This is a genomic window from Microbacterium istanbulense, from assembly GCF_037204145.1.
GTDB lineage: Bacteria > Actinomycetota > Actinomycetes > Actinomycetales > Microbacteriaceae > Microbacterium > Microbacterium istanbulense.
Window position 1 is genome coordinate 49,492 of sequence record NZ_JBBDGN010000006.1, and the last position, 25,563, is coordinate 75,054.

At 67.7% G+C, this 25,563-nt stretch carries 24 protein-coding genes; 22 read left to right on the forward strand and 2 right to left on the reverse strand.

All coding sequences use genetic code 11. The annotated features are described in order from the left end of the window. Nucleotides 1-9: 9 nt before the first annotated feature. From WDU93_RS07680 to WDU93_RS07750, 15 genes are all read left to right on the forward strand, one after another. On the forward strand, nucleotides 10-1,422 hold the full coding sequence (locus tag WDU93_RS07680) for a UDP-N-acetylmuramoyl-tripeptide--D-alanyl-D-alanine ligase (protein ID WP_337319227.1): 1,413 nt from the start codon (nucleotides 10-12) through the stop codon (nucleotides 1,420-1,422). Then, nucleotides 1,419-2,522, forward strand: coding sequence for a phospho-N-acetylmuramoyl-pentapeptide-transferase (gene mraY / locus WDU93_RS07685; protein WP_337319229.1), 1,104 nt, complete (start codon nucleotides 1,419-1,421; stop codon nucleotides 2,520-2,522). Before WDU93_RS07680 ends, mraY begins: the two co-directional genes overlap by 4 nt. After that, nucleotides 2,519-4,054, forward strand: coding sequence for a UDP-N-acetylmuramoyl-L-alanine--D-glutamate ligase (gene murD / locus WDU93_RS07690; protein ID WP_337319231.1), 1,536 nt, complete (start codon nucleotides 2,519-2,521; stop codon nucleotides 4,052-4,054). The genes mraY and murD overlap by 4 nt, the downstream gene beginning before the upstream one ends. Further along, nucleotides 4,023-5,216: a putative lipid II flippase FtsW gene (ftsW, locus tag WDU93_RS07695; protein ID WP_337319233.1), complete on the forward strand. Its 1,194-nt coding sequence runs from the start codon at nucleotides 4,023-4,025 to the stop codon at nucleotides 5,214-5,216. The genes murD and ftsW overlap by 32 nt, the downstream gene beginning before the upstream one ends. Then, on the forward strand, nucleotides 5,213-6,289 hold the full coding sequence (locus WDU93_RS07700) for a UDP-N-acetylglucosamine--N-acetylmuramyl-(pentapeptide) pyrophosphoryl-undecaprenol N-acetylglucosamine transferase (protein ID WP_337319235.1): 1,077 nt from the start codon (nucleotides 5,213-5,215) through the stop codon (nucleotides 6,287-6,289). The genes ftsW and WDU93_RS07700 overlap by 4 nt, the downstream gene beginning before the upstream one ends. Before the next feature lie 12 nt (nucleotides 6,290-6,301). Next, nucleotides 6,302-7,702, forward strand: a complete 1,401-nt coding sequence (gene murC / locus WDU93_RS07705; protein ID WP_337319237.1) for a UDP-N-acetylmuramate--L-alanine ligase — start codon at nucleotides 6,302-6,304, stop codon at nucleotides 7,700-7,702. 127 nt (nucleotides 7,703-7,829) lie between these two features. Beyond that, a complete protein-coding gene (locus WDU93_RS07710; protein WP_337319239.1) occupies nucleotides 7,830-8,759 on the forward strand; it encodes a cell division protein FtsQ/DivIB in 930 nt (309 codons plus the stop codon). Between the two features lie 185 nt (nucleotides 8,760-8,944). After that, nucleotides 8,945-10,081, forward strand: a complete 1,137-nt coding sequence (gene ftsZ, locus WDU93_RS07715; RefSeq protein ID WP_337319241.1) for a cell division protein FtsZ — start codon at nucleotides 8,945-8,947, stop codon at nucleotides 10,079-10,081. Further along, nucleotides 10,078-10,755, forward strand: a complete 678-nt coding sequence (locus tag WDU93_RS07720; RefSeq protein ID WP_337319243.1) for a YggS family pyridoxal phosphate-dependent enzyme — start codon at nucleotides 10,078-10,080, stop codon at nucleotides 10,753-10,755. The genes ftsZ and WDU93_RS07720 overlap by 4 nt, the downstream gene beginning before the upstream one ends. Nucleotides 10,756-10,797: 42 nt before the next feature. Further along, nucleotides 10,798-11,277 (forward strand): cell division protein SepF, encoded by a 480-nt coding sequence (locus WDU93_RS07725; protein WP_337319245.1) that lies wholly within the window; start codon nucleotides 10,798-10,800, stop codon nucleotides 11,275-11,277. Nucleotides 11,278-11,282: 5 nt separating this feature from the next. After that, on the forward strand, nucleotides 11,283-11,582 hold the full coding sequence (locus WDU93_RS07730; RefSeq protein WP_337319247.1) for a YggT family protein: 300 nt from the start codon (nucleotides 11,283-11,285) through the stop codon (nucleotides 11,580-11,582). A gap of 142 nt (nucleotides 11,583-11,724) precedes the next feature. After that, nucleotides 11,725-12,294 carry a DivIVA domain-containing protein gene (locus WDU93_RS07735; protein ID WP_337319249.1) on the forward strand — a complete coding sequence of 190 codons (570 nt, stop codon included), beginning with the start codon at nucleotides 11,725-11,727 and terminating at the stop codon, nucleotides 12,292-12,294. 96 nt (nucleotides 12,295-12,390) lie between these two features. Further along, complete coding sequence (locus WDU93_RS07740; RefSeq protein WP_420064049.1) at nucleotides 12,391-12,894, forward strand: signal peptidase II; 504 nt, start codon at nucleotides 12,391-12,393, stop codon at nucleotides 12,892-12,894. 2 nt (nucleotides 12,895-12,896) lie between these two features. Further along, on the forward strand, nucleotides 12,897-13,817 hold the full coding sequence (locus tag WDU93_RS07745) for an RluA family pseudouridine synthase (RefSeq protein ID WP_337319251.1): 921 nt from the start codon (nucleotides 12,897-12,899) through the stop codon (nucleotides 13,815-13,817). Between the two features lie 144 nt (nucleotides 13,818-13,961). Then, nucleotides 13,962-14,543: a GNAT family N-acetyltransferase gene (locus WDU93_RS07750; protein WP_337319253.1), complete on the forward strand. Its 582-nt coding sequence runs from the start codon at nucleotides 13,962-13,964 to the stop codon at nucleotides 14,541-14,543. A 116-nt stretch (nucleotides 14,544-14,659) separates the two neighbouring features. On the opposite strand, the gene WDU93_RS07755 is transcribed toward WDU93_RS07750, so the two are convergent. Continuing rightward, entirely contained in the window at nucleotides 14,660-15,142 is a 483-nt protein-coding gene (locus WDU93_RS07755) for an NUDIX hydrolase (protein WP_337319255.1), read from the reverse strand. A gap of 53 nt (nucleotides 15,143-15,195) precedes the next feature. Here WDU93_RS07755 and dnaE point away from each other — a divergent pair, with 53 nt between their 5' ends. The 5 genes from dnaE to WDU93_RS07780 all read left to right on the forward strand — a co-directional run bounded on the left by dnaE (nucleotide 15,196) and on the right by WDU93_RS07780 (nucleotide 23,000). After that, the gene (dnaE, locus tag WDU93_RS07760; RefSeq protein ID WP_337319257.1) at nucleotides 15,196-18,714 is read left to right on the forward strand and encodes a DNA polymerase III subunit alpha; all 3,519 of its coding nucleotides are present in this window, start codon (nucleotides 15,196-15,198) and stop codon (nucleotides 18,712-18,714) included. An 81-nt stretch (nucleotides 18,715-18,795) separates the two neighbouring features. After that, a complete protein-coding gene (locus tag WDU93_RS07765) occupies nucleotides 18,796-20,127 on the forward strand; it encodes a hypothetical protein (protein WP_337319259.1) in 1,332 nt (443 codons plus the stop codon). Between the two features lie 4 nt (nucleotides 20,128-20,131). Next, a complete protein-coding gene (gene hisD, locus WDU93_RS07770; RefSeq protein WP_337319262.1) occupies nucleotides 20,132-21,469 on the forward strand; it encodes a histidinol dehydrogenase in 1,338 nt (445 codons plus the stop codon). Nucleotides 21,470-21,475: 6 nt separating this feature from the next. Next, nucleotides 21,476-21,961 (forward strand): transcriptional regulator NrdR, encoded by a 486-nt coding sequence (gene nrdR, locus WDU93_RS07775; RefSeq protein ID WP_337319264.1) that lies wholly within the window; start codon nucleotides 21,476-21,478, stop codon nucleotides 21,959-21,961. 10 nt (nucleotides 21,962-21,971) lie between these two features. After that, entirely contained in the window at nucleotides 21,972-23,000 is a 1,029-nt protein-coding gene (locus tag WDU93_RS07780) for a quinone-dependent dihydroorotate dehydrogenase (protein WP_337319265.1), read from the forward strand. Nucleotides 23,001-23,027: 27 nt separating this feature from the next. On the opposite strand, the gene WDU93_RS07785 is transcribed toward WDU93_RS07780, so the two are convergent. Then, nucleotides 23,028-23,591 carry a DUF3043 domain-containing protein gene (locus tag WDU93_RS07785; RefSeq protein WP_337319267.1) on the reverse strand — a complete coding sequence of 188 codons (564 nt, stop codon included), beginning with the start codon at nucleotides 23,589-23,591 and terminating at the stop codon, nucleotides 23,028-23,030. 44 nt (nucleotides 23,592-23,635) lie between these two features. Between WDU93_RS07785 and WDU93_RS07790 the strand changes: the two genes are divergently transcribed. After that, entirely contained in the window at nucleotides 23,636-25,051 is a 1,416-nt protein-coding gene (locus WDU93_RS07790; RefSeq protein WP_337319269.1) for a dipeptidase, read from the forward strand. A gap of 103 nt (nucleotides 25,052-25,154) precedes the next feature. After that, nucleotides 25,155-25,523 carry an iron-sulfur cluster insertion protein ErpA gene (gene erpA / locus WDU93_RS07795; protein ID WP_337319271.1) on the forward strand — a complete coding sequence of 123 codons (369 nt, stop codon included), beginning with the start codon at nucleotides 25,155-25,157 and terminating at the stop codon, nucleotides 25,521-25,523. The last annotated feature ends 40 nt before the right edge of the window (nucleotides 25,524-25,563 follow it).

Consider the following 25,563-nt stretch of genomic DNA (forward strand, 5'->3'; position numbering starts at 1 on the left):
GGAGATGCCATGATCGCCCTGACGCTCGCTGAGATCGCCGCCGTCCTCGACGGTGAGCTGCGCCTCGCCGCCGATGACACCCCCGAGACCGTCGTCGATGGCGTCGTCGACACCGACTCGCGGGTGATGGAACCCGGGGCCATCTTCGTCGCCAAACCCGGCGAGGTCACCGACGGTCACCGCTTCGTCGGCAACGCCGTCGACGCCGGCGCCGTGCTGGCGATCGTCGAGCACCCCGTCGACGTCGAGGTCTCGCAGATCGTCGTCGCCGACGCCGTCGCCGCGCTCGCGGATCTCGCCCGCGCGGTCGTCGCCCGCGTGCGTGCGGAGGGTGAGCTGCGCATCGTGGGGATCACCGGCTCGAACGGGAAGACCACGACGAAGAACTTCCTCGCCCGCATCCTGCAGGACGAGGGCGAAACCGTCGCGCCGATCAAGTCGTACAACAACGAGGTGGGCGCTCCGCTCACGATGCTGCGGGTCACTTCGAGCACCCGGTACCTCGTCAGCGAGTTCGGTGCAGCCGGCGTCGGCAGCATCGCCCGCCTCGCCGGCCTCGTGGAACCGGACGTGGCCGTCGTGCTCATGGTCGGTCTCGCGCACGCGGGCGGCTTCGGCGGCATCGAGCAGACCGCGCGGGCGAAGGCAGAGTTGGTCGAGTCGGCGCGCCCCGGAGGCACGGCTGTGCTTAACATCGATGACCCGCGCGTTGCGGCGATGCGGACCGTCGCCGACGCGCGAGGCCTCGCCACCGTCGGCTTCGGGCAGAACCCGGCCGCCGAGGTACGTGCGAGTGACCTCGACGTGACAGCATCCGGCACCAGCGCGATCGTGCACGTGAGCGGCGCGGACCTTCCCCTGCAGCTGCAGGTGCTCGGTGCCCACCACATCTCCAACGCGCTGGCCGCGATCGCCGCGGCCGGCGTGCTCGGTGTCGCCGCATCCGACGCCATCGCCCGACTCGAGACCGTCGAGGTCGCGGAACGCTGGCGGATGCAGCCGATGGGCAACGAGAGCGTGCGCATCATCAACGACGCGTACAACGCGAGCCCCGACTCGATGGCTGCTGCGCTGCGGACGCTGGCTCAGATCACCGGCCCGGGGGAGCGCACCGTCGCGGTGCTCGGCGCGATGAGCGAGCTGGGCGAGGCCGCAGGCGAGGAACACGACCGGATCGGTCTGCTCGCCGTGCGCCTGAACATTCAACGCATCGTCGTCGTGGGGCCTGAGGCCCGACGACTCTTCCTCTCTGCCATCGGTGAGGGGTCCTGGGACGGCGAGGCCGTGCATATGCCCGATCAGGATGCCGCCTTCGAGTATCTGCAGACCGAGCTGCGCACGGGAGATCGAGTGCTCGTGAAATCGTCGAACTCCGTCGGGCTCCGGCATCTCGGCGATCGTCTGGGAGAATTGTTCTCGTGAGGTCCCTGCTTATGGCGACGGCGATATCGCTCGCCTTCTCGCTCTTCCTGACCCCCGTCTTCCTGAAGATCTTCCGGAGGCTCGGCTGGGGGCAGGTCATCCGCACCCCGGAAGACATCGCCAACCCCAGCCACAGCGCCAAGCGGGGCACGCCCACGATGGGCGGTGTCATCTTCATCGTCGGCACGATCGTCGGCTATTTCGCCGGTGTCCTCTTCGGTGGCAGCACCCCGGCCCTGTCGGCGATCCTGGTGCTGTGGCTCATGGTCGGCTTCGGCGTCGTGGGCTTCATCGACGACTACATGAAGGTGCGCAGCCAGCGCAGCCTCGGGCTCTCCGGCTGGCGCAAGATCATCGGTCAGCTGCTCGTGCTCATCCCCTTCGGCATCGTCGCGCTGAGCTTCCCGAACCGTTACGGACAAACCCCCGCGAGCGGATCGGTGTCGCTGTTCCGCGACATCCCGTGGTTGAACTTCTTCCTCATCGCAGGGCCCATCCTGGGGTGGATCCTCTACCTCATCTGGATCTCGGTGATCGGCGTCGCGACCTCCAACAGCGTCAACCTCACCGACGGCCTCGACGGCTTGGCAGCGGGCTCCGGCGTGTTCGTCGTCGGTGCCTATGGGCTCATCGCGTTCTGGCAGTTCAAGCAGTCATGCATCGCGTACGGCACAGAGCTCGCCGGATGCTACGACGTGCGAGAACCCTTGAACCTCGCCACGGTGGCGGCTGCGTTCGCGGGTGGATTGGTCGGATTCCTGTGGTGGAATGCGCCCAAGGCGAAGGTGTTCATGGGTGACACCGGCTCGATGGCGATCGGTGGCGTCGTCACGGCGATGGCGATCCTCACGCGCACCGAGCTGCTGCTGCTGGTCATCGCTGGCGTCTTCATCATCTCGTCCGGCTCGGTCATCCTGCAGCGGTTGTACTTCAAGGTCACTCGCGGCAAGCGCCTGTTCCTGATGAGTCCGTTCCACCATCACCTCGAGATGCGCGGATGGCCAGAGGTGACGATCGTGGTGCGCCTGTGGATCATCGCAGGCCTGTTGGCCGTGTCTGCTGTCGGTCTCTTCTACGTCGATTGGCTCACTCACTCATGACGTCTGCGCGCCTGGACTCGTTGATCAGCTGGCATGCCGATTGGACGGGCCTGCGGGTCGCTGTGCTCGGCCTGGGCATGACTGGATTCTCGGTGGCCGACACCCTGGCCGAGCTCGGCTCGGATGTCGTGGTGTTCTCAGAGAAGGCTGACGAGGAGTACGCCGGTCTCATCCCGGTCATCGGGGCGCGCCTCGAGCTGGGCTCGCTCGCCGATGTGCCGGAGGCGCTGCGCGCCTTCGAGCCCGAGGTCGTCATCGCCTCGCCCGGCTTCGCGCCGCAGCATCCGATCATCCGGTGGACGCAGGAGAGCGACATCGCCCTCTGGGGCGACATCGAGCTCGGCTGGCGCGTACGCGACAAGGTCACCCGCGCCGATGGATCGCCGGCGGAGTGGATGCTGATCACCGGCACCAACGGCAAGACCACCACCACGCAGCTCACCGCGACCATGCTCGTTGCGGGTGGCCTGCGCGCGGCACCCTGCGGCAACATCGGGGTGCCGGTGCTGGATGCCATCCGAGACCCGCAGGGGTTTGACGTGCTCGTCGTCGAGCTCTCCAGCCATCAGCTCTGGTACCTCGGACAGAGCCGCGGCGCCGGTGAACCGGTGCCGTATGCGTCGGTCTGTCTGAATCTCGCCGACGACCACCTCGTGTGGCATGGCAGCGCCCAGGCCTACCGCGACGCCAAGGCGGTCGTGTATCGCAACACCAAGGTCGCGTGCGTCTACAACAAGGCCGATGAGGCCACCATGCACATGGTCGAAGAGGCCGAGGTGATGGAGGGCGCCCGCGCGATCGGGTTCGCCCTCGACACCCCCGGCCCGAGCGACTTCGGTGTGGTTGACGGGCTGCTGATCGACCGCGCGTTCCTCGACGACCGGCGCAACACCGCGCTGGCGATCACGACAATCGATGAGCTCCGCCGGGTCGGACTGTCCGCCGGGCACATCGTGCAGAACATCCTCGCCGCCTCGGCGTTCGCCCGCTCGGCCGGAGTGGAGCCGGAAGCGATCCGCGTCGCTCTCGACGGCTTCCACCTCGACCCGCATCGCATCCAGCTGATCGCCGAGCACGGCGGAGTGCGCTGGATCGACGACTCCAAGGCCACGAACCCGCACGCGGCGGCATCATCGTTGCGTGCGTTCCCGGGTGCGGTCTGGATCGTCGGAGGTGATCTCAAGGGCGTCGACCTCGGGGAGCTCATCGCCGAGGCGGGACCGCGGCTGCGCGCCGCCGTCATCCTCGGAGTGGATCGAGAGCCCGTCGTGACCGCATTCAGCCGACACGCGCCGTTCGTGCCCGTGTACGAGGCAGATGCCGGTGACACTGGAGATGTCATGGCCCGTGTCGTCGAACTGGCGGCAGGAGCAGCCGGTGACGAGGGCACGGTTCTGCTGGCCCCCGCAGCGGCATCCTTCGATCAGTTCACTGGTTACACGGATCGCGGGCTCCGCTTCGCCGAAGCGGTGCGGAACTGGATCGAGCGGGGGAGCGCGGATGACGCAGACAGCTCACCCACCGCGCTCTGACCGCACCGAGGGGCGCGGACTGACAGCCAAGGTCTCGCTGGGACGGCTCTTCACGCCGGTCTCCACCGAGTTCCTGCTGATCGCGTCGACCTCGCTCGCGCTGACGATTTTCGGGCTGGTCATGGTGCTCTCCGCGACCAGCGCAAACCCGAACGCCCCGTTCGAGGGAGCACTGAAGCAGGGCATCTTCGCGGTGGTCGGCATCCCCCTGATGTTCGTCGTCAGCCGTGTCAAGGTCGCCTGGCTGAAGAAGGTGGCCTGGCCCCTTCTCATCGGCGCGATCGCTTTCCAGCTGCTCGTCTTCGTGCCTGGGCTCGGCATCGAGTCATACGGAAACCGAAACTGGATCGGCATCGCCGGCTTCACCGTGCAGCCCTCTGAGTTCCTCAAGCTCGCCCTCGCGCTGTGGGTGGCTGCCATCCTGCTGCGAAAGCAGGCGCGACTGGGGATCTGGCATCACGTGTTCATCCCGGTGGTCCCCGTGGCGGCACTCGCGATCGGGACGGTCATCGCCGGTGGCGACCTCGGTACCGCGATGGTGCTCGTGCTCGTCGTGCTCGGGTGCTTGTTCTTCTCCGGAGTGAAGCTGCGCCTGTTCATCCTGCCGCTGGCCCTCGGCATCGCCGGCGTCCTGGCTTATGCGCTCTCCAGCGAGAACCGGATGAAGCGCATCCTCGCCGCCTTCAACCCGGATGACTGCGACTACTTCAGGGAGTGCTATCAGTCCACGCACGGCATCTGGGGCATGGCCAACGGCGGCGTCTTCGGCCTCGGGCTCGGCAATTCGCAGGAGAAGTACGGCTGGTTGCCCGCTGCCGCGAACGACTACATCTTCGCGATCGTGGGCGAGGAACTCGGCCTGATCGGCTGCCTGCTCGTGCTCGCTCTGTTCGGGGCGTTCGCGGTCGGCGCGTTCCACATCATCCGCAAGACGGACGACCCGTTCATCCGTGTCGCCACCGGTGGCATCGTGGTGTGGATCATCGGACAGGCGCTGATCAACATCGGCGTCGTGCTGCGCGTCTTCCCGGTGATGGGTGTGCCGCTGCCGTTCATGTCGCAGGGAGGCACGGCGCTGCTGTCGGTGCTGCTGGCTTGTGGCGTGCTGCTGGCCTTCGCGCGCACGCTCCCCGCAGAACGAACGGATAAGGTCGCCAGGTGACCACGTACCTTCTCGCCGGCGGAGGCACCGCCGGCCATGTCAATCCGCTGCTCGCGGTGGCCGATCTGCTCGCCGAACGCGAAGGCGACTCCGTGCTGGTGCTCGGCACCCGTGAGGGGCTGGAAGCCCGGCTCGTGCCGGAGCGTGGATACGAACTGCTGATCGTCGACAAGGTGCCTTTCCCGCGCCGGCCCAACCGCGCCGCACTGGCTTTTCCCCGCCGTTTCGCGCGCGCGATCTCTCAGGTGCGTCAGCACATCCGCAGCCGTGGCGTCGACGTCGTGGTGGGTTTTGGCGGGTACGCCTCTGCTCCGGCGTACATCGGTGCCCGACGTGAAGGCATACCGTTCGTCGTGCACGAGGCCAACGCGAAGCCCGGCCTCGCGAACGTGCTCGGCGCACGCGGCGCCGCGGCGGTCGGAGTCGCGTTCGACGGCACCCCGCTGCGCGGCTCCGAGGTGGTCGGGATGCCGCTGCGCCGGGAGATCGTCGCCCTTGATCGCGCGGCGATGCGGGCCGAGGCGGCCGATGCCTTCGGTCTGGATGCCGACCGCCCGGTGCTGCTGGTGTTCGGCGGTTCGCTGGGCGCGCAGCGGCTGAACGAGGCATTCGGCGCTGCCTGGCCCGACGTGCTCGGCGCCGACTGGCAGCTCCTGCACGCCACAGGGGAGCGGAGCGACTTGCCCGACCCGCAGGCATCCGGGTACACCCTGCGCCGCTACATCGACCGGATGGATCTGGCCTTCGCCCTCGCCGACCTCATCGTCTCGCGCTCGGGTGCCGCCACGGTGAGCGAGATCAGCGCCCTCGGCATCCCTGCGGTCTACGTGCCCTACGCCGTGGGCAACGGCGAACAGCGACTGAACGCGTCCTCGGCGGTTACCGCCGGAGCCGCGATCCTCCTCGACGACGCGAGCTTCGACGGCGACGCCGTGCGCACCCAGATCGTGCCCTTGCTGACCGACCCCGAGCGGGTGCGGTCGATGGCCGATGCGGCCGCGCGCACTGGCATCCGCACCGGCGCCGAGAACGTGGTCGCGCTCGTCGACCGGTCCCTGCAGACCGCCGATTAGACTGGGCAGGAAATGATCAGACCCGACCTCACCCTCCCGATCCCCGAGAACATCACCGCCGCCCACTTCATCGGGATTGGTGGATCGGGCATGAGCGGACTCGCCCGCATGTTCCTCGACGCCGGCATCCGTGTCTCCGGCTCCGACCGCGCCGACAGCGAGAATCTGCGTGCCCTCGCTGCTGCCGGCGCGACGGTGTACGTCGGCCACGATGCGGCGCACCTCGGCGACGCCGACACGGTGGTGCACACCGGCGCGATCTGGCCGGAGAACCCGGAGTTCGTGCTCGCCAAGGAGCGCGGCCTGCACGTCATCCACCGCTCGCAGGCGCTGCACTGGCTGATCGGCACGCGGCGGCTGGTCTCCGTCGCGGGCGCGCACGGCAAGACCTCGTCCACCGGAATGCTCGTCACGGCGCTGCAGGCGCTCGGTGCCGACCCGAACTTCGTCAACGGCGGAGTCATCGAGCAGCTCGGCGCCTCCAGTGCATCGGGCGCCGACGAGCTGTTCGTGATCGAGGCCGACGAGTCCGACGGCACGTTCCTGCTCTACGACACGTCGATCGCACTGATCACCAACGTCGACCCCGACCACCTCGACTTCTTCAGCACGGAGGACGCGTTCTACGACGCGTTCATCCGCTTCGGCGACGAGGCGAGCGAAGCGGTCGTGATCTCGAGCGACGACGCCGGCGCGCAGCGCGTGCATGCGGGCCTCAGCCACGAGAACATCGTCACCTTCGGCCGTGCCGATGACGCTGACGTGCGCGTGGGCGATATCGTCACGGACGGTCCTGTGGCTGCCACGGTCACGTATGAGGGCGTGAGCGTGCGGATGCAACTGGCCGTGCCGGGCGCGCACAACGCCATCAATGCCACAGGAGTCGTCGCCGTGCTCTTGACGCTCGGTCATGATCTTGCCGCGGCCGTACACGCGGTGGAGGGCTTCGCGGGAACCGTACGTCGTCTCGAACTGCACGGTGCCGAGCGCGGCGTGCACGTCTACGACGACTATTCGCACCATCCGACCGAGGTGCGCGCCGCTCTTGAGGCGATGCGCGGCATCGCTGGTTCGGGACGCCTCATCGCGATCCAGCAGCCGCACACGTACTCGCGCACGCAGCACATGTACCGTGAGTTCGCCGAGGTGCTCGAAGAGCTGGCCGATCACACCGTGATGCTCGACGTCTACGGCGCCCGGGAAGACCCGGTGCCCGGCGTCACCGGTGAGTTGGTCAGCGGAGCCTTCGCCGACCCGACGCACGTGCACTTCGTCGCCGACTGGCAGGACGCCGCCGACTACACCGCACAGGTCGCCCGCGATGGCGACGTGGTCGTGACCCTCGGCTGCGGCAACGTGTATCAGATCATCCCGCAGGTGCTCGACTCCCTCCGGCGCATCCCCGAGGCCTGACGTGCGTCGGCCCCCGCCTCTTCCGGCTCCAGCGGACGAGCCCGAGGAGACCGCAGACGAGGCGAGCTCCGGTGCCTTCCGGATGCCTCTCGGCCGCCGCGCGCGCCCGACCGTCCACGCAGCGCCCGTGGCCGAGTCTGCGCCGGATCCGGTGGCGGCGGACACGGTCGAGACGGTCGAGTTGTCGGACGTGGTGGCGCCGGTCGTCAAGACGACGGGATCAGCTGTGCCGTCTGGCCCGGCGCCGTCCGTCGCGGAGCCCGTGCCTCCTGCCGCAGACCCTGATGAAACCCTGGGGCGCCCGCTGACGAGCGCTGACGTCTGGCGTGCCGCGCGCGCTCGACGCAAGGCGCTGCGCGCCGAGATCCGCCGATTCACGCAACGCTCTCGCCGACGTCGCATGGTGTGGTGGGGATCGATCGGTGCCGTGGCTGCTCTCGTCCTGGGCACGCTCATCGCGGCATACAGTCCGTTGTTCGCGGTGGAGAAGGTGACCGTCGCCGGCGCCGGGACGCTCGACGCGGATGCTGTCGAGGCGGCGCTGGCCGGGCAGATCGGCACGCCTCTTGCGCTGGTCGACCGCAGTGAGGTCAGGTCCGCGCTGCTGGAGTTCCCGATGATCGAGACGTACTCCCTCGAGCTGCGTCCGCCGCACGAGCTGCTGGTGCGGGTCGTCGAGCGCACCCCGATCGGTGTGGTGAAGACGGATGCCGGCTACTCGCTGCTGGATGCCGCCGGCGTCGTGCTGTCGACCACACCCGAGCGGCCGGAAGGTGCCGCATTGCTCGAGATCACCGGCGGTCCCGAGTCGGATGCCTTCGCGTCCGCCGGGCTGGTCATGCGATCGCTCCCGGCGGAGCTGCGCAAGACCGTCACCGATGTCGCGGCATCGTCGGTCGATGATGTGACGCTCACGCTCGAGGGGGACCGCACGGTCGTGTGGGGCAACGCCGAGCAGTCGTCGCGCAAGGCGTACACCCTCGACAAGCTCATCGCCGCACGCCCTGACGCGACCAGCTATGACGTCTCCTCACCCGACGTCGCGGTCGTCGGCTGAGCCCGTCCGAGCCTGCTGAGGGCGGATCGGGTGAGTGATCGCTCCGACACGCCGTGTCGCTCCGGGCAGGCGTCGGCGCGGCGCTTACCTTCGATTCGAGAGAACGCAATACCGGGAAATACTTTATACCTCTAGTTGAGGTTTAAGGTTCAACCCTCGTCAGGCTCGAAAAACGGAGGCCGGCCATGAGCCAGAACCAGAACTACCTCGCCGTGATCAAGGTCGTCGGCGTCGGCGGTGGCGGCGTCAACGCCGTCAACCGCATGATCGACCTCGGCCTTCGCGGGGTCGAGTTCATCGCCGTGAACACCGATGCTCAAGCGCTGCTGATGAGCGACGCCGACGTCAAGCTCGACGTCGGGCGTGAGCTCACCCGTGGGCTCGGTGCCGGAGCGGACCCCGAGGTGGGTCGCCGCGCCGCTGAGGATCACGCCGAAGAGATCGAGCAGGCCCTCACCGGCGCCGACATGGTCTTCGTCACCGCGGGAGAAGGCGGCGGCACCGGTACCGGCGGCGCGCCGGTCGTCGCCCGAATCGCCAAGTCGATCGGCGCTCTGACCATCGGCGTCGTCACCAAGCCGTTCTCCTTTGAAGGTCGTCGTCGCCAGAGCCAGGCCGAGGCCGGCGTCGCCAAGCTGAAGGAAGAGGTCGACACGCTCATCGTCGTGCCCAACGACCGTCTCCTGGAGATCAGCGATCGCGGCATCTCGATGATCGAGGCATTCGCCACGGCCGACCAGGTGCTCCTCGCCGGTGTGCAGGGCATCACCGACCTCATCACGACGCCTGGACTGATCAACCTCGACTTCGCCGACGTCAAGTCGGTCATGCAGGGGGCCGGCTCGGCTCTCATGGGCATCGGCTCGGCTCGTGGGGCCGACCGGGCGATCAAGGCCGCCGAGCTCGCGGTCGAGTCGCCGCTGCTCGAGGCGTCGATCGAAGGCGCCCACGGCGTTCTGCTCTCGATCCAGGGTGGCTCGAACCTCGGCATCTTCGAGATCCACGACGCTGCCGACCTCGTCAAGGAGGCCGCGCACCCCGAGGCGAACATCATCTTCGGAACCGTCATCGACGACACTCTGGGCGACGAGGTGCGCGTGACCGTGATCGCCGCCGGCTTCGACGGTGGCACCCCGGCGCCACGCCTGGAGCCGATGGTCGTCGAGCGTCCGGCCGCGACCACGCTTCCCGAGGTGCAGATCGAGGAGACCGAGCAGCGCGAGGAGACCGCTCCGGTGGCCGCGAAGCCCGCCCCGGTCGCCACGAGCATCGAGCCGGCGTTCAGCGACGACGACATCGACATCCCCGAGTTCCTCAAGTGACCCTTGCGGCGCGGCTGTCGGCGATCGACACACGGATCGCCGATGCCGCGCGGCGGGCCGGGCGGCGCCCGGAGGGCATCACCCGCATCGTCGTGACGAAGTTCCACCCGGCGTCGCTCGTACGCGAGCTGCACACGCTGGGTGTCACCCAGGTCGGGGAGAACCGTCAGCAGGAGCTCACCGCCAAACGTGAGGAACTCGACGAGCTCGACCTCACCTGGCACTTCATCGGGCAGGCGCAAAGCAACAAAGCAGGTGCTATCCGCCGTGCCGCAGACGTGGTGCACTCGGTCGATCGCGTCAAGATCGCCGACTCGCTGCATCGCGCGGCCGTCGACGATCGGCTGCTCGATGTGCTGTTGCAGGTGAACCTCACCGACGACCCGGGCCGCGGAGGCGCCACTGTCACGGAGGTCGACGCGCTCGCAGAGCACGTCCTGGGTCTCGACACCCTGCGCCTGCGCGGCGTCATGGCCGTCGCGCCCCTGGATGAGGAGCCTGCCTCGGCCTTCGCCCGCTTGCACGAGGTGGCTGCTCGCGTTCGCGCCCTCGAGCCGGACGCCTCGTGGATCTCGGCCGGTATGACCGGCGACTTCGAGGCGGCGATCGATGCCGGCGCGACACACCTGCGGATCGGCTCCGCAATCACCGGACCCCGGCCCGACCGGGGTTAACCTGAACCCGACCAGCCCGACACGTTCGAACCGGAGGACACGATGGGTAACCCGCTGAAGAAGACCATGGTGTATCTCGGCCTCGCCGACGAGGAAGAGGTCTACGAGGAGCAGCCCCAGGCTCAGACGCCCGGCCGCGCGCAGCGCGAGCGTGAGCGCGAGATCACCCACGAGGAGAACGCACCGGCTCCCGTGACCCCGCTGCGCCGTCCGACGGCCGTCCGCCAGCCCACCGCCGGCGCGGTCAACGAGATTCTCACGGTGCATCCCAAGCAGTACCGTGACGCCCAGGTGATCGCCGAGAACTTCCGCGAGGGCGTGCCGGTGATCATCAACCTGTCGCAGATGAGCGACGCCGACGCGCGCCGACTGATCGACTTCGCCAGCGGCCTGTCGCTGGGCCTCTATGGCCGCATCGAACGGGTCACCAGCAAGGTCTTCCTGCTCTCGCCCGAGAACATCGCCGTCTCGGGCCAGGGTGGCATCGCGCAGGCCGACTCGGCCGCCTTCGACCACTCCTGATCGGGGTGGCCGAGGTACTCCGCATCGTCGGCGGCATCGTCGAACTGGTGCTGACGTTGTACATTCTGGTGCTCTTCGCGCGCCTGATCCTGGACTACATTCCGATGTTCAATCGTGAGTGGCGTCCGAAGGGATTCGGGCTGGTCGCCGCGGAGGCCGTGTACACCGTAACCGACCCGCCGATCCGCTTCTTCCGGCGCCTCGTGCCGCCCCTGCGGATCGGCACGATCTCGCTGGATTTTGGCTTTGCGCTCACCATGCTCGTCGTGCTGATCGTGATGACGATCGTGCGCACCCTGACCTGAACCTGAACGGCGCGCGACGTCGCACCACTCAGGGTGGGGGGCTATGCTTGGCTCCCAGGTGCGCGCCCCGGGTTCGCGCCGCATGAAAGATCGTGCCGCCGCTCGCCGGTCGGCCACCGAACTCATCGAAAGAGGAGCCACCATGGCACTGACCCCGGATGACGTCGTCCACAAGGAGTTCCAGCACGTCCGATTCAAGGATGGCTTCGACCCGGAAGAGGTCGACGACTACCTCGACGAGATCGTCGTCGAGTGGCGCAAGACCATCGAGGAGAACAACGAGCTGAAGTCGAAGCTCGCCGCGTTCGAGTCTGGTGACGCGCAGCCCGCCGCGGCTGCCGCGCCGGTCGCAACGCCGGCTCCGGCTCCCAGCGAGGGCCTCGCCACCAACGCCACGGCCGGCATCATCGAGTTGGCGCAGCGCCTGCACGACGAGCACATCGCCGAGGGTGAGGCCAAGCGTCAGCAGCTCATCTCCGAGGCTGAGGCCGAGGTCGCTCGCATCCGCACCGAGGCCGAGGCCAAGCAGCGCGAAGAGACCGCGCGTCTTGACCGTGAGCGCAACACGCTCGAGGGTCGTATCACGGAGCTGCGCGAGTTCGAGCGCGACTACCGCAGCAAGCTGCGCAACCTCATCGAGGGCCAGCTGCGCGACCTGGACCAGAAGGCAGGCGCGTCGGACTCGACCCCCGTCTCGGCCATCGGCCTGTAAGGACTCCTGTTGCCAGGACGTCGTCCCCTTCGTCGGTCGGCGGCCGGTGCGATCGTTGCGATCCTCGCAGCGGTCGTGCTAACCGCCGATCAGTTTGTGAAGCAGCTCACGATCGAGAACCTGCCCTACCAGGAGCCGGTTCCCGTCCTCGGTGAGTTCCTTCAGCTGTACTACGTGCTCAACCCCGGTGCTGCGTTCTCGCTCGGCTCCGAGGTCACGTGGATCTTCACCATCGCCCTCGCCGTGGTGGCGAGCCTGATCGTGTGGAAGGCCTTCGGGCTGAACTCGCGTCTCTGGGCGATCGTGCTCGGCCTGCTGCTCGGCGGTGTCCTGGGCAACCTCACCGACCGGCTCTTCCGTGAGCCGGGATTCCCGGTGGGTCATGTCGTCGACATGATCTCGATGCCGTGGATGATGCCCGCCGTGTTCAACGTCGCCGACATCTTTATCGTCACCGGCATGATCTCCGTCGCGCTGCTGGTCGTCAGCGGTGTCGGTTTCGACGGTGTGCGCGAGAAGGACCGCGAGGCGTCCGCGACGGATGCCGATGCCGAGGGCGCCGCCGACGCGGCGCCGGCGACGGGCGCGGAGGAGCGCTGAGCGTGGAATCCCGTTCGCTCCCGGTGCCCGACGGTCTTGACGGCACGCGCGTCGACGCCGCGCTGGCGAAGATGCTCGGGTTCTCACGCACCTTTGCCGCCGAGGTCGCCGAAGCCGGAGGGGTCGAGCTGGACGGCGTCGTGCTCGGCAAGTCCGACAAGCTGCGCGCCGGCGGCTGGCTCGAGGTGAGCTGGCAGCCCAAGGAAGAGCCAAAGATCGTGCCGATCGCCGTGCCGGAACTCGGCATCGTGTACGACGACGACGACATCGTCGTGGTCGACAAGCCCACCGGTGTCGCCGCCCATCCGTCGCTCGGCTGGGAGGGACCGACGGTCGTCGGAGCTCTCGCCGCGGCCGGATTCCGGGTAGCGACCAGCGGCGCTCCGGAGCGGCAGGGCGTGGTGCACCGACTCGACGTCGGTACGAGTGGCCTCATGGTGGTGGCCAAGACCGAGCAGGCCTACACCGCCCTGAAGCGGGCGTTCAAGGAACGCACGGTCGAGAAGATCTACCACGCCGTGGTGCAGGGGCATCCTGATCCCTTGGTGGGCACGATCGATGCGCCCATCGGACGGCATCCGAACCACCAGTGGAAGTTCGCCGTCACACCGGAGGGCAAGCCGTCGGTGACGCACTACGAGACGCTCGAGGCGTTCCCCGGTGCCTCGCTGCTGGAGATCCATCTCGAGACCGGACGCACCCACCAGATCCGCGTGCACATGGCCGCGCATCGGCATCCGTGCGTCGGCGATCCGCTCTACGGAGCCGACCCGACGATGGCCGCCCGGCTGGGGCTCACCCGTCAGTGGCTGCACGCGCATCAGCTGGCTTTCACGCATCCGGCGACGGGGGAGTGGGTGCAGTTCACCTCGCCCTATCCCGACGACTTCCAGCACGCACTGGGGATTCTGCGCGGGGAGTGAGCCGCCGTTCCTTCGGGAGGAGATCTCTTGGTCGGGAGGAGCTTTCGGCGCTGATCCTCCTCCCCACGCGGCGAAGTCCTCCCGACGACGCGCGCAGGGGTTGCGATCCGCGTGGCCCGGCGGCCGGTCGGGCAGACTGGCGACATGTCCATTGAGGTGCGTCCAGCCACCGTGTTCGAAGACGTCGCCGCGCTCGTGGGGCCGAAGAACCCGGCATCCAACGTCTGTTTCTGCCTGAGCTACCGCATCGGCAACAAGGAGAACGTCGCGCTGAGGGGCCAGGCCCGCGCAGACCGCGTGCGTGAGCTGTGCGAGCACGATCCGGCGCCGGGGGTCATTGCCTACCTCGACGGCGAGCCGGTGGCATGGGCTGCGTTGCATCCGCGCCGCGACACGAGTTTCGCCCGGAACAGGTTGATCCCACAGGTGGACGACCTCGACGTGTGGTCACTGTGGTGCATCCGCGTACGCCCAGGGCACCGGAAGCAGGGACTGTCGCATGCCCTGGTCGAGGGCGCCGTCGCGCACGCTCGGTCGCAGGGAGCACCGGCCGTCGAGGCCTATCCGCTCGACAACCGGGGCGAGAAGGTGAACCAGACCATGGCCTATGTCGGAACCAGGGCGCTGTTCGAGGCGGCCAGCTTCGTCAAGGCCGCGGATACGGGTTCGGTCCTCGACGGGTTCCCCCGTGTGCTCATGCGCCGGGATCTGCGTGACTCGTCGTGAGCGCCGACCGCCGCGTGCGGAGGAGATCGCCGGGTAGGGAGGTTCCTCTGCAGGGGAGTCTCCTCCCGACGCTGCGAACTCCTCCCGGGATCGTCGTCGACGAGATCCCGTGAGGCTCACCGCTTGACGCGGCCGCCACGGAAGTGCGCGGGGTCGTCCTCAGCCATGGCGAGGGCGATCTTGCGCACGTGGGTCTGGTCGACGTCGCCCATCGCCGCGAGATCGTAGAAGCCGACCTCGGTCAGCTCGCCATCGGCAGGATGCGGATCGCCCGAGACCCAGGTGCAGCGGAACACGAGGTCGAGGTAGTCGACCTGGTCACCGTTGGCGTACGTGATGCGTGGCAGCTGCTGCACCAGGGCGAGACGGTCGACCGAGACGACGATGCCCGCCTCCTCGAGGCACTCGCGTGCCGCGGCATCCGCCGGCTCCTCTCCGGGCTCGACGATGCCGGCGATCGCCTGCCAGGAACCGTTGTCGGCGCGTTTGCCGAGCAGCACCTTCTCATCGCGGAACACGATCGCCGTCGTGCCGATCAGGGGAAGCGGGTCGTGCCCGATGCGCTCACGGAGCGACAGCACGAAGTCAGGAGTGGCCATTCCTCGACCCTATCCGCGCCCTCGGTGTCGGCGGTCGAAAGTAGAATCGACACATGGCATCCGACTCCTTCGTGCACCTTCATGTCCACAGCGAGTACTCGATGCTGGACGGTGCGGCGAAGATCGGTGCGATGACCCAGGCGGCCGCCGATTACGGGATGCCGGCGATCGCCGTCACCGATCACGGCAACACTTTTGCGGCCTTCGAGTTCTACCGCGCCGCGCAGGCGGCCGGGGTCAAGCCCATCATCGGTCTTGAGGCATACGTCACCCCGGGCACCCACCGCAGCGACAAATCGCGTGTGCAGTGGGGCTCGCCCGATCAGAAGAGCGACGACGTCTCGGGCTCGGGCGCCTACACCCACATGACGATGTGGAGCCAGAGCACCGAGGGCATGCATAACCTGTTCCGGCTGAGCTCCCTGTCGAGCATGGAGGGCTACTACTTCAAGCCCCGCATGGACCGGGAACTGCTGCAGACCTACGGCAAGGGACTCATCGCGACCACCGGCTGCCCCTCCGGCGAGGTGCAGACGCGCCTGCGGCTCGGCCAGTACGACGCGGCACGGGCAGCCGCCGCCGAGTTCCAGGACATCTTCGGCAAAGAGAACTACTTCGCCGAGATCATGGATCACGGGCTCTCCATCGAGCGCCGGGTGATGACCGACCTGCTGCGGCTCTCCAAAGACCTCAACATCCCGCTGGTGGCGACCAACGACTCGCACTACACGCACCAGCACGAGGCCGATGCGCACGCGGCGCTGCTGTGCGTCCAGTCCGGATCGACGATGGACGACCCCAACCGGTTCAAGTTCGACGGTGACGGCTACTACATCAAGACCGCGCAGGAGATGCGGCAGCTCTTCCGTGACCACCCCGAGGCGTGCGACAACACCTTGCTCATCGCCGAGCGGTGTGAGGTCGAATTCAACACCTCGGCCAACTACATGCCACGTTTCCCGGTCCCGGACGGCGAGACCGAGGACAGCTGGCTGATCAAAGAGGTCGAGGCCGGCCTGCACTACCGTTACCCGAACGGCATCCCCGACAAGGTGCGCAAGCAGGCCGAGTACGAGACCGGGATCATCCTGCAGATGGGCTTCCCGGGGTACTTCCTCGTCGTCGCCGACTTCATCAACTGGGCCAAGGACCACGGAATCCGCGTCGGTCCGGGCCGTGGCTCCGGTGCCGGATCCATGGTCGCCTATGCGATGAAGATCACCGACCTCGACCCGCTCGAGCACGGCCTCATCTTCGAGCGCTTCCTCAACCCGGACCGCGTCTCGATGCCCGACTTCGACGTCGACTTCGACGACCGCCGCCGCGGCGAGGTCATCGAGTACGTCACCGAGAAGTATGGCTCGGAGCGTGTCGCCCAGATCGTCACCTACGGCACGATCAAGTCCAAGCAGGCTCTGAAGGATGCCGGCCGGGTGCTCGGGTTCCCGTTCAGCATGGGGGAGCGGCTGACCAAGGCCATGCCGCCGGCCGTGATGGGCAAGGACATGGAACTCGGCGGCATGTTCGACGCGAAGCATCCTCGCTACAAAGAGGCCAGCGAGTTCCGCGCGCTCATCGAGACTGATCCGGAGGCGAAGACGGTCTTCGATCGCGCGCTCGGGCTGGAGGGGCTGAAGCGCCAGTGGGGCGTGCATGCCGCCGGTGTGATCATGTCGTCTGAGCCGCTGCTCGACATCATCCCGATCATGCGTCGGGAGCAGGATGGTCAGATCGTCACGCAGTTCGACTATCCGTCGTGCGAGACCCTCGGCCTGATCAAGATGGACTTCCTGGGGTTGCGCAACCTCACCATCATCTCCGACGCGCTCGACAACATCCGCCTCAACCGAGGTGAAGAACTCGACCTCGAGCATCTCGGCCTCGATGACCGCGCCGTCTACGACCTGTTGGCCCGAGGCGACACGCTGGGCGTCTTCCAGCTCGACAGCCCGCCGCTGCGCTCGCTCATGCGGTTGATGAAGCCCGACAACTTCGGCGACATCTCGGCTCTCATCGCCCTATACCGTCCGGGGCCCATGGGTGCCAACTCGCACACGAACTACGCGCTGCGCAAGAACAACCAGCAGCCCATTACGCCGATTCACGCCGAACTGGAAGAGCCGCTGAAGGAGATCCTCGAGGAGTCCTACGGCCTGATCATCTACCAGGAGCAGGTGATGGCGATCGCCCAGAAGGTCGCGGGGTTCAGCCTCGGACAGGCCGACATTCTGCGCCGCGCGATGGGCAAGAAGAAGAAGTCCGAGCTCGACAAGCAGTACGAGGGTTTCTCGGGCGGCATGAAGGAGCGCGGCTACGGCGAAGACGCCGTCAAGGCGCTGTGGGACATCCTGCTGCCCTTCTCCGATTACGCCTTCAATAAAGCGCATTCTGCCGCCTACGGTCTCGTCTCGTACTGGACCGCCTATCTCAAGGCGCACTATCCGGCCGAGTACATGGCCGCGCTGCTGACCAGCGTCGGCGACTCGAAAGACAAGATGGCGCTGTACCTCAACGAGTGCCGCCGCATGGGCATCAAGGTGCTGCCGCCGGATGTCTCGGAGTCCATCAACTACTTCGCCGCCGTCGGGGAAGACATCCGCTTCGGCCTCGGCGCCGTGCGCAACGTGGGAAGCAACGTCGTCGAGGGCATCATCGCCGCGCGCAAGGACGACAAGTTCACCTCGTTCCACCACTTCCTCGACACCGTGCCGATGCACGTGTCGAACAAGCGCACGGTCGAGTCGCTGATCAAGTCGGGTGCCTTCGACTCGATGGGTGATACCCGCCGCGCCCTGATGGAAGTGCACGAGGATGCCGTCGAAGCGGCCGTCGACCGCAAGCGAAACGAAGCGCAGGGCGCGATCGGCTTCGATTTCGACAGCCTGTACGACGAGATGGAAGAGGCGCCGCCGGCGAAGGTGCCCGACCGGCCCGAGTGGACCAAGAAGGACAAGCTGGCGTTCGAACGCGAGATGCTCGGCCTTTACGTCTCCGACCACCCGCTTGCGGGGCTGGAGGTTCCGCTCGCCAAGCACGCGTCGATCTCAATCCATGACCTGAACAACTCCGAAGACCTACAGGACGGCGACCAGGTGACCGTCGCCGGCCTGGTCACGAGTGTGCAGCACCGCGTGGCAAAAGCGAGCGGCAACCCCTACGGCATGATCACGATCGAGGACTTCAACGGTGAGGTGACGGTCATGTTCATGGGCAAGACCTACACCGAGTTCCAGCACGTGCTGCAGCAGGATGCCATCCTCGCCGTCCGCGGGCGGGTGTCACGACGCGACGACGGGCTCAATCTGCATGCGCAGTCCGCCTTCGCGCCCGATATCGGATCCTTTGACGCCGCCGGCCCGCTTTCGCTTCTCGTCGCCGAGCAGCGTGCCACCGAGCGGGTGATGACCGACCTCGCTGAGGTGCTTCGTCGCCACGCGGGTGACACCGAGGTCGTGCTGCGGGTGCACCGGGGCGGCACGGCGAAGGTGTTCGAGGTTCCGATGCCCGTCTCGGTGTCCGCCGACCTGTTCGGCGACCTGAAGTCGCTGCTCGGCCCGACCTGCCTGGGCTGACGCCGTACAGAGACATCTGCAGGTGACGTGCAACCGACCTCGGTAGGATCGGGTCGCGTCGGCGACAGAAAGGAGCTCAGTATGAGCACCGCACAGCAGACGAGCGAACCCGATCCTGCCGAGGATGGCGTCCTCTACGAAGATCAGGTCGCACCGGAGTATGGCATCCTCGGGCTCACGTTGCGTGAACTGCTCATCGTCTCGGCATGGCTGCTGGCCTTCATCCTGTCGTTCTTCCCCGTCTTCTTGACCGGCCCCTCGATCTGGGGTCTCGGGCTCGAATGGGTGCTGCCGATCGGTGTGCCCACCGCCGCTGTCTTCCTGATCGTGCTGCGACGCTTCTCGCCTGAGGGGATCCGCCGGGTGGGCTCTCTCGGCATCGACCAGTTCGCCTCCGTCGCCTTCTCGGTCTCGGCGGTCTACTGGGCGCAGCAGGTCTGGAGCGGTACCGCGGCCACGATCGCCTCCGGCCTGTACCTGCTCGGCTGGGTGCCGATCCTGCAGCTGCTGCTGTCGCTCGCGCTTGTCGTCTTCACCGTGTTCGCACCTCTCGTTCCTGGGCTTCGGGAAGATTTCCAGGGTCGGATGGAGACGCTGGCGCACCGCAACGCCAACCCCGTCCGTCCTGTGATCGCTCGTCCGCACCCTGTGCCCGCACCCACGGAGGCGACCGCGACAGCGCCGGCCACGGTCGACGCGCCCGCCGCGGTTGATGAGCCGGATGACGCGGAGCAGGTGGACGCGATCGATCGGGACACCGATGCTACCCACGTCTTCGGTGCACCCCTGCTGACTCCGCAAGTTGGCAGCGCCTCTCACGCCTCCGGTGGTGACATGGGTACGTCGGTCTCGATCAGTGAGAGCGACTATGTGCCCGGCTACGCCCGACGCTCGCGCCGGCGTGATGACGATGAGCCTGCGGACGACACCGCCGGCGAATCCGCGGCTGACGATGCCCGCGCTGACGGGGCCACCGCTGACGGGGCCACCACTGACGGAGCCACCGCTGACGAAGACACCACTGACGAAGCCCGTGCCGATGATGCCCACGACGCCGCCGCCGGTGAGCAGACGCGGGGGGACCAGCGTGACGACGGGTTCGATGAGAGCCCGCTGTTCGGCGCGCTGTCGGAGACGCTCGTGATTCGCGACGACAGCGACGGCGCGGATGACCGTTCCTGGGATCAGACCGACGAAAGCGACCTCGACGACAGTCGTAACGTCGGCCAGCCATTCTGGATTCTGGCCGGCAGCGAGCGCGATGTGCACGACGAGAACGGCGAGCCACTGTTCCGCATCGGCCCGACCGCGTGGACGCTGGTGATCGAAGACCGCGACGGTGCCTACGTCGTGCGCCACGACGACGGTCGCATCGGATACCTCCACGACATCACTGACATCACGAAGGGCTGAGTGCGTGCGCACCATCGATCTCCGAGGGCAGAAGCTCTCTCCCGCCGGCATGCTTGCCGCCGTCCCCCGCGCAACGCAGGCGCGGGCAGAGGCGCTCGAGGCGGCCGCCCGAATCGTCGAGGACGTACGTGCGCGCGGCGTCGAAGCGCTGCGTGAACAGGCCGCCCAGTTCGATCGGGTCGAAGACCACGCCCTGCGTGTGCCGGACGAGCAGATCGCCGAGGCTGCGGCATCCGTCGACCCAGCCGTGCGAGCCGCACTCGAAGAAGCGATCGTTCGCGTGCGGCAGGCGTCCACCGCGCAGGTCCCCGCCGCGCAGACGACGCAGATCGGCCCCGGCGCACGTATCGTGCAGCGTTGGCAGCCCGTGAACAGGGCGGGCGTGTACATCCCGGGCGGAAAGGCGGTCTACCCGTCAAGCGTCGTGATGAACGTCGTTCCCGCCCAGGTCGCCGGCGTGCAGGCGATCGCCTTGGCGTCGCCGCCGCAGGCCGCCTTCGACGGACGAGTGCACCCGACCATCCTTGCCGCGGCATCCCTCCTGGGCATCGACGAGGTCTACGCGATCGGGGGAGCAGGAGCGATCGGTGCCCTGGCCCACGGCGTCGATGAACTCGGTCTTGACCCCGTCGACGTCGTCTCCGGCCCCGGCAACAACTACGTCGCCTCGGCGAAGCGTGCCGTCGCCGGCGTCGTCGGGACCGATTCTGAGGCCGGCGCGACCGAGATCCTCATCGTCGCGGATGCGGACGCCGACGCACGGCTCATCGCAGCCGACCTGATCAGCCAGGCCGAGCACGATGAGCAGGCATCCGCCGTGCTCGTCACCGACTCGCCTGCCCTCGCCGAGCGTGTCACAGTCGCGGTCACCGACCTGGCAGCGCGCACGCACCACCGTGAGCGTGTCGCGGCCGCGCTCGACGGACCGCAGTCGGCGATTGTGCTCGTCGACGACGCTGACACCGCGGTGGCCTTCAGCAACGCCTACGCTCCCGAACACCTCGAGCTGCACCTGGCGGATGCTGCCGCAGTGGCCGAGCGTTTCACGAGCGCGGGCGCGGTCTTCGTCGGGGCACACACTCCCGTGAGCCTCGGCGATTACATGGCTGGCAGCAATCACGTGCTGCCCACGGGGGGACAGGCACGCTACGCGTCGGGACTTGGCGCGTACACGTTCCTGCGCCCGCAGCAGGTGATCGAATACGACCGCGACGCACTTGCGCAGGTGCGCGAGCGCGTCGTCACGCTCGCCAATGCTGAGGTCCTGCCTGCCCACGGTGACGCCGTCGAGGCGCGATTCAGCGAGGATACGGCCTCGTCGACCGGCGACCGCGTACGCTAGGGGATCATGCACTGCCCCTTCTGCCGGCATCCGGACTCCCGCGTGATCGATTCGCGTACCAGCGACGACGGCCTGTCCATCCGCCGCCGGCGCCAGTGCCCCGAATGCGGCGGTCGGTTCTCGACCACCGAGACCGCAAGTCTCATGGTCATCAAGCGTTCGGGTGTCATGGAGTCCTTCAGCCGTGACAAGGTGATCTCCGGCGTGCGCAAGGCGTGTCAGGGACGCCCCGTCACAGAGGCAGACCTCGCGGTGCTCGCCCAGCGCGTCGAGGAGGCCGTCCGCCAGACGGGTGTCTCGCAGCTCGACACCAACGAGATCGGACTCGCCATTCTCGGTCCGCTTCGGGAACTCGACGAGGTCGCGTACCTGCGCTTCGCGAGCGTGTACCAGGAGTTCGACTCGCTCGAGGACTTCGAAAGCGCCATCGGTGAACTGCGATCCGACCATGCCAAGGCCGAGGCGTCAGAGAGCGACGCGCCCGCGCGGTAACCTGGCGGGGATGTATCCCATCTTCTTCCGCACTGTCCTGTCGCGCCTCGACGCCGAGTTCGCTCACCATGCCGGCATGGCCGTCGTCCGTGTGCTCGGCGCCCGTCCGTTCTCCTGGGTCACGCGCGCCCTCACCAGGCCGACGCCGGGGCAGCAGGTGCGTGCGCTGGGTCTGACGTTCCCCTCCGCGTTCGGGGTCGCCGCGGGCTTCGACAAGAACGCCGTCGGCGTGCGCGGCCTCGACGCGCTCGGCTTCGGGCACATCGAGGTCGGCACGGTGACCGCGATCCCGCAGGACGGCAATCCGAAGCCGCGACTGTTCCGCCTGATCCCCGACCGCGCTGTCGTGAACCGGATGGGGTTCAACAACGCCGGAGCGGATGCTGCCGCCGAACGTCTGACGAAGCTCCGTCGTCGTGCGCCGCGGGCCGTGATCGGCGTGAACATCGGCAAGAGTCGGGTGGTCGAGGTCGAGGACGCTGTTGCCGACTATGTGGCATCCGCCACGCGGCTTGCTCCGCTGGCCGACTACCTCGCCGTGAACGTGTCGTCGCCGAACACCCCGGGGCTTCGTGGCCTGCAGGCGGTCGAGACGCTCGCGCCGCTGTTGCGCGCGGTCAAGGCGGCTGCGGGAAAGACCCCCCTGTTGGTGAAGATCGCCCCCGATCTGCCCGATGACGAGATCACGGCGATCGCCCAGCTCGCGGTCGCCGAGGGGCTCGCGGGCATCATCGCGCACAACACGACGATCTCTCGCGACGGGCTGCGCACGGATCCCGCCATCATCGAGGCGGCCGGTGCCGGTGGCCTCTCCGGAGCCCCGTTGAAGGCGCGTTCGCTGGAAGTGCTCGAGGTCGTGCGGGCGGCCGTTCCCGCCGACTTCTGTGTGATCGCCGTAGGCGGGGTAGAGACGGCAGGAGACGTACGAGCCCGACTGGATGCCGGCGCGACCCTCGTGCAGGGGTACACCGCGTTCCTCTACCGCGGCCCGCTGTGGGCGCGTCAGATCAACCGCGGGCTGCGCGCGCTCGGGCGCTGATCACGGAGCCCGCCGCGCGGGTGGCGTTCAGGCCGGGTACTGACCGCGCTTGACCTGCGGCTTCGGCAGGCGCATGAAGCGCATCTGCAGGGAGCGCATGGCTGCGTACCAGCCCAGACCCTTCTCGCGACGCTCGGCGCCGAACTTCTCGGCCGCCTTCCGCTTCACCCGGATGCTGAGGATGACCATGTCGGCCACGGCGAGCAGAATGTAGGCCCACAGGGCGACCATCGACCACAGCGACAGGCTGGCGATCGGCACGAGCGCGAGCAGGATAACCACGAGCATCGCGGCCATCACCCACTCGGAGAGGTGCCAACCGGCATCGACATAGTCGCGCACCCAACGGCGCTGCGGGCCCTTGTCGCGGGCGGGCAGGTACTTGTCCTCGCCCTGCTCCATGCCGATGCGGGCGCGCTCGCGGCGCGCCTGCAGGTCGGCCTTCGCGGCCGCGCGCGCCTCCTTGGTGTTGGCCACCAGCGGGCGCCGGCGGGCGGCCTCCTGCTCCGCACGCGTCGGCGTGGCTCGGCCCTTGCCGGGACCCTGGGTCTCGGGGGCGTCGTCGTTCGTCGAAGGAGTGGGAGTGGGCACGGCAACCTCAGTTCGCTGTTGGGGGTCGCCTTAAGATTACTCGCATGACCTCGTCAGAATCTCCGGCAACAGCCACCACCGAATCCGCCGTCAGCGAAGCCGTCGAACTCGGCATCCCCGCCGCGCTGTCCGACTTGGGTGCGCTCGTCCGCATCCCCGGCATCGCGTGGCCCGCCTTCGACCAGACGCAGCTGGAGCGCAGCGCCGATGCTGTCGCCGATCTCGCCCGCGGTACCGGCGTCTTCGACGACGTGAAGGTGCTGCGCGCACACGTCGATGACACCGAAGAATTCGGACAGCCCGCCGTGCTCGCCACCCGCGCCGCCCGCAACGGCCGCCCCACGATCCTGCTCTACGCGCACCATGACGTGCAGCCGCCCGGAGACGATGCGCTCTGGGAGACGCCTCCGTTCGAGCCCACCGTGCGTGACGGCCGCCTCTACGGCCGCGGCGCGGCGGACGACAAGGCGGGCATCATGGCGCATATCGCCGCCCTGCGTGCCGTGGGGGAGACGCTCGGCGACGACCTCGACCTCGGCATCGCCCTCTTCATCGAGGGAGAGGAAGAATACGGGTCGCGATCGTTCGCCCGTTTCCTCAGCGACAACGCGGATGCCCTGCGGGCGGACGCCATCGTCGTCGCCGACTCCGGCAACCTCGACGACAAGACGCCGGGCCTGACGGTCTCGCTGCGCGGCAACGCCCGCTTCACGCTGCGGGTCCGCACCCTTGAGCACGCGTCGCACTCTGGCATGTTCGGTGGTGCGGTGCCCGACGCGATGATGGCCGCCGTCACCCTGCTCGCCACCCTGTGGGATGCTGACGGCGCGGTCGCGGTCGAGGGGATGACCTCACGAAGCGCCGACACGCCGCCCTACAGCGAAGAGACCCTGCGTGAGGAGACGGGCCTGCTGCCCGGCGTCAGCCCGGTGGGGCGGGACAGCATCCTCGGCCGCATCTGGAACTCGCCGTCGATCACCATCACCGGGATTGACGCGACGAGTGTCGAAGCGGCCTCGAACACGCTGCTGCCCGAGGTCGGCGTCGTGATCAGTGCGCGTGTGGCGCCGGGGCAGGACGCCAAGGATGCCTACGCCGCCATCGAGCGACACCTGCGGGCACGCGCCCCGTTCGGAGCCGAGCTGACCTTCACCGACGTCGACCTCGGCGACGGTTTCCTCGTCGACACGTCCGGCTGGGCGGTAGAGCTCACGCGCGGTGCGATGGCTGACGGATACGGCGTCGACCCCGTGGACCTCGGTGTGGGCGGATCGATCCCGTTCATCGCCGACCTGGTGCGCGAGTTCCCCGGCGCTCAGATCCTCGTCACCGGTGTCGAAGACCCGCACTCGCGCGCACACAGCCCCAACGAGTCGCTGCATCTGCAGACGTTCCGCAACGCGGTGCGCACCGAGGCACTGCTGCTGACGCGCATGAATGCGCGAGCTGCGGCGTCCTGATCGCGGAGACCGATGCGGGGCCGGGGGAGTGCCCTCGGCCCCGCACGGCGCCACGGCGGTAGAATCGGGGCAGCAGCATGTGCTGCCCGTTTCAAGGAGTGACATGAGCGACACCGCAACGACCACCTCGACCGAGCAGACTCGTGCCCACGGCGTCTCCCTCACCGACGCCGCCGCCCAGAAGGTGAAGAGCCTGCTGGAGCAGGAGGGCCGCGACGACCTGCGCCTGCGCGTGGCTGTGCAGCCGGGCGGGTGCTCCGGCCTCATCTACCAGCTCTACTTCGACGAGCGCTACCTCGAGGGCGACGAGACCGTCGACTTCGACGGTGTCGAGGTCATCGTCGACAACATGAGCGTTCCCTACCTCGACGGCGCTGCCATTGATTTCAAGGACACGATCTCGGAGCAGGGCTTCACCATCGACAACCCCAACGCAGCCGGCAGCTGCGCGTGCGGCGACAGCTTCCACTGAGACACCATCCAACCTGCGTGGTTGGCATGAATCAGGTGTG

Bases quoted from the DNA above. Each gene is read 5' to 3' on its own strand.
- WDU93_RS07680 (WP_337319227.1), top strand. From the start codon at position 10: ATGATCGCCCTGACGCTCGCTGAGATCGCCGCCGTCCTCGACGGTGAG.
- WDU93_RS07780 (WP_337319265.1), top strand. From the start codon at position 21,972: ATGTATCCCATCTTCTTCCGCACTGTCCTGTCGCGCCTCGACGCCGAG.
- WDU93_RS07750 (WP_337319253.1), top strand. From the start codon at position 13,962: ATGTCCATTGAGGTGCGTCCAGCCACCGTGTTCGAAGACGTCGCCGCG.
- WDU93_RS07790 (WP_337319269.1), top strand. From the start codon at position 23,636: ATGACCTCGTCAGAATCTCCGGCAACAGCCACCACCGAATCCGCCGTC.
- WDU93_RS07765 (WP_337319259.1), top strand. From the start codon at position 18,796: ATGAGCACCGCACAGCAGACGAGCGAACCCGATCCTGCCGAGGATGGC.
- WDU93_RS07735 (WP_337319249.1), top strand. From the start codon at position 11,725: ATGGCACTGACCCCGGATGACGTCGTCCACAAGGAGTTCCAGCACGTC.
- erpA (WP_337319271.1), top strand. From the start codon at position 25,155: ATGAGCGACACCGCAACGACCACCTCGACCGAGCAGACTCGTGCCCAC.
- ftsZ (WP_337319241.1), top strand. From the start codon at position 8,945: ATGAGCCAGAACCAGAACTACCTCGCCGTGATCAAGGTCGTCGGCGTC.
- WDU93_RS07755 (WP_337319255.1), bottom strand. From the start codon at position 15,142: ATGGCCACTCCTGACTTCGTGCTGTCGCTCCGTGAGCGCATCGGGCAC.
- dnaE (WP_337319257.1), top strand. From the start codon at position 15,196: ATGGCATCCGACTCCTTCGTGCACCTTCATGTCCACAGCGAGTACTCG.
- murD (WP_337319231.1), top strand. From the start codon at position 2,519: ATGACGTCTGCGCGCCTGGACTCGTTGATCAGCTGGCATGCCGATTGG.
- ftsW (WP_337319233.1), top strand. From the start codon at position 4,023: ATGACGCAGACAGCTCACCCACCGCGCTCTGACCGCACCGAGGGGCGC.
- murC (WP_337319237.1), top strand. From the start codon at position 6,302: ATGATCAGACCCGACCTCACCCTCCCGATCCCCGAGAACATCACCGCC.
- nrdR (WP_337319264.1), top strand. From the start codon at position 21,476: ATGCACTGCCCCTTCTGCCGGCATCCGGACTCCCGCGTGATCGATTCG.
- WDU93_RS07725 (WP_337319245.1), top strand. From the start codon at position 10,798: ATGGGTAACCCGCTGAAGAAGACCATGGTGTATCTCGGCCTCGCCGAC.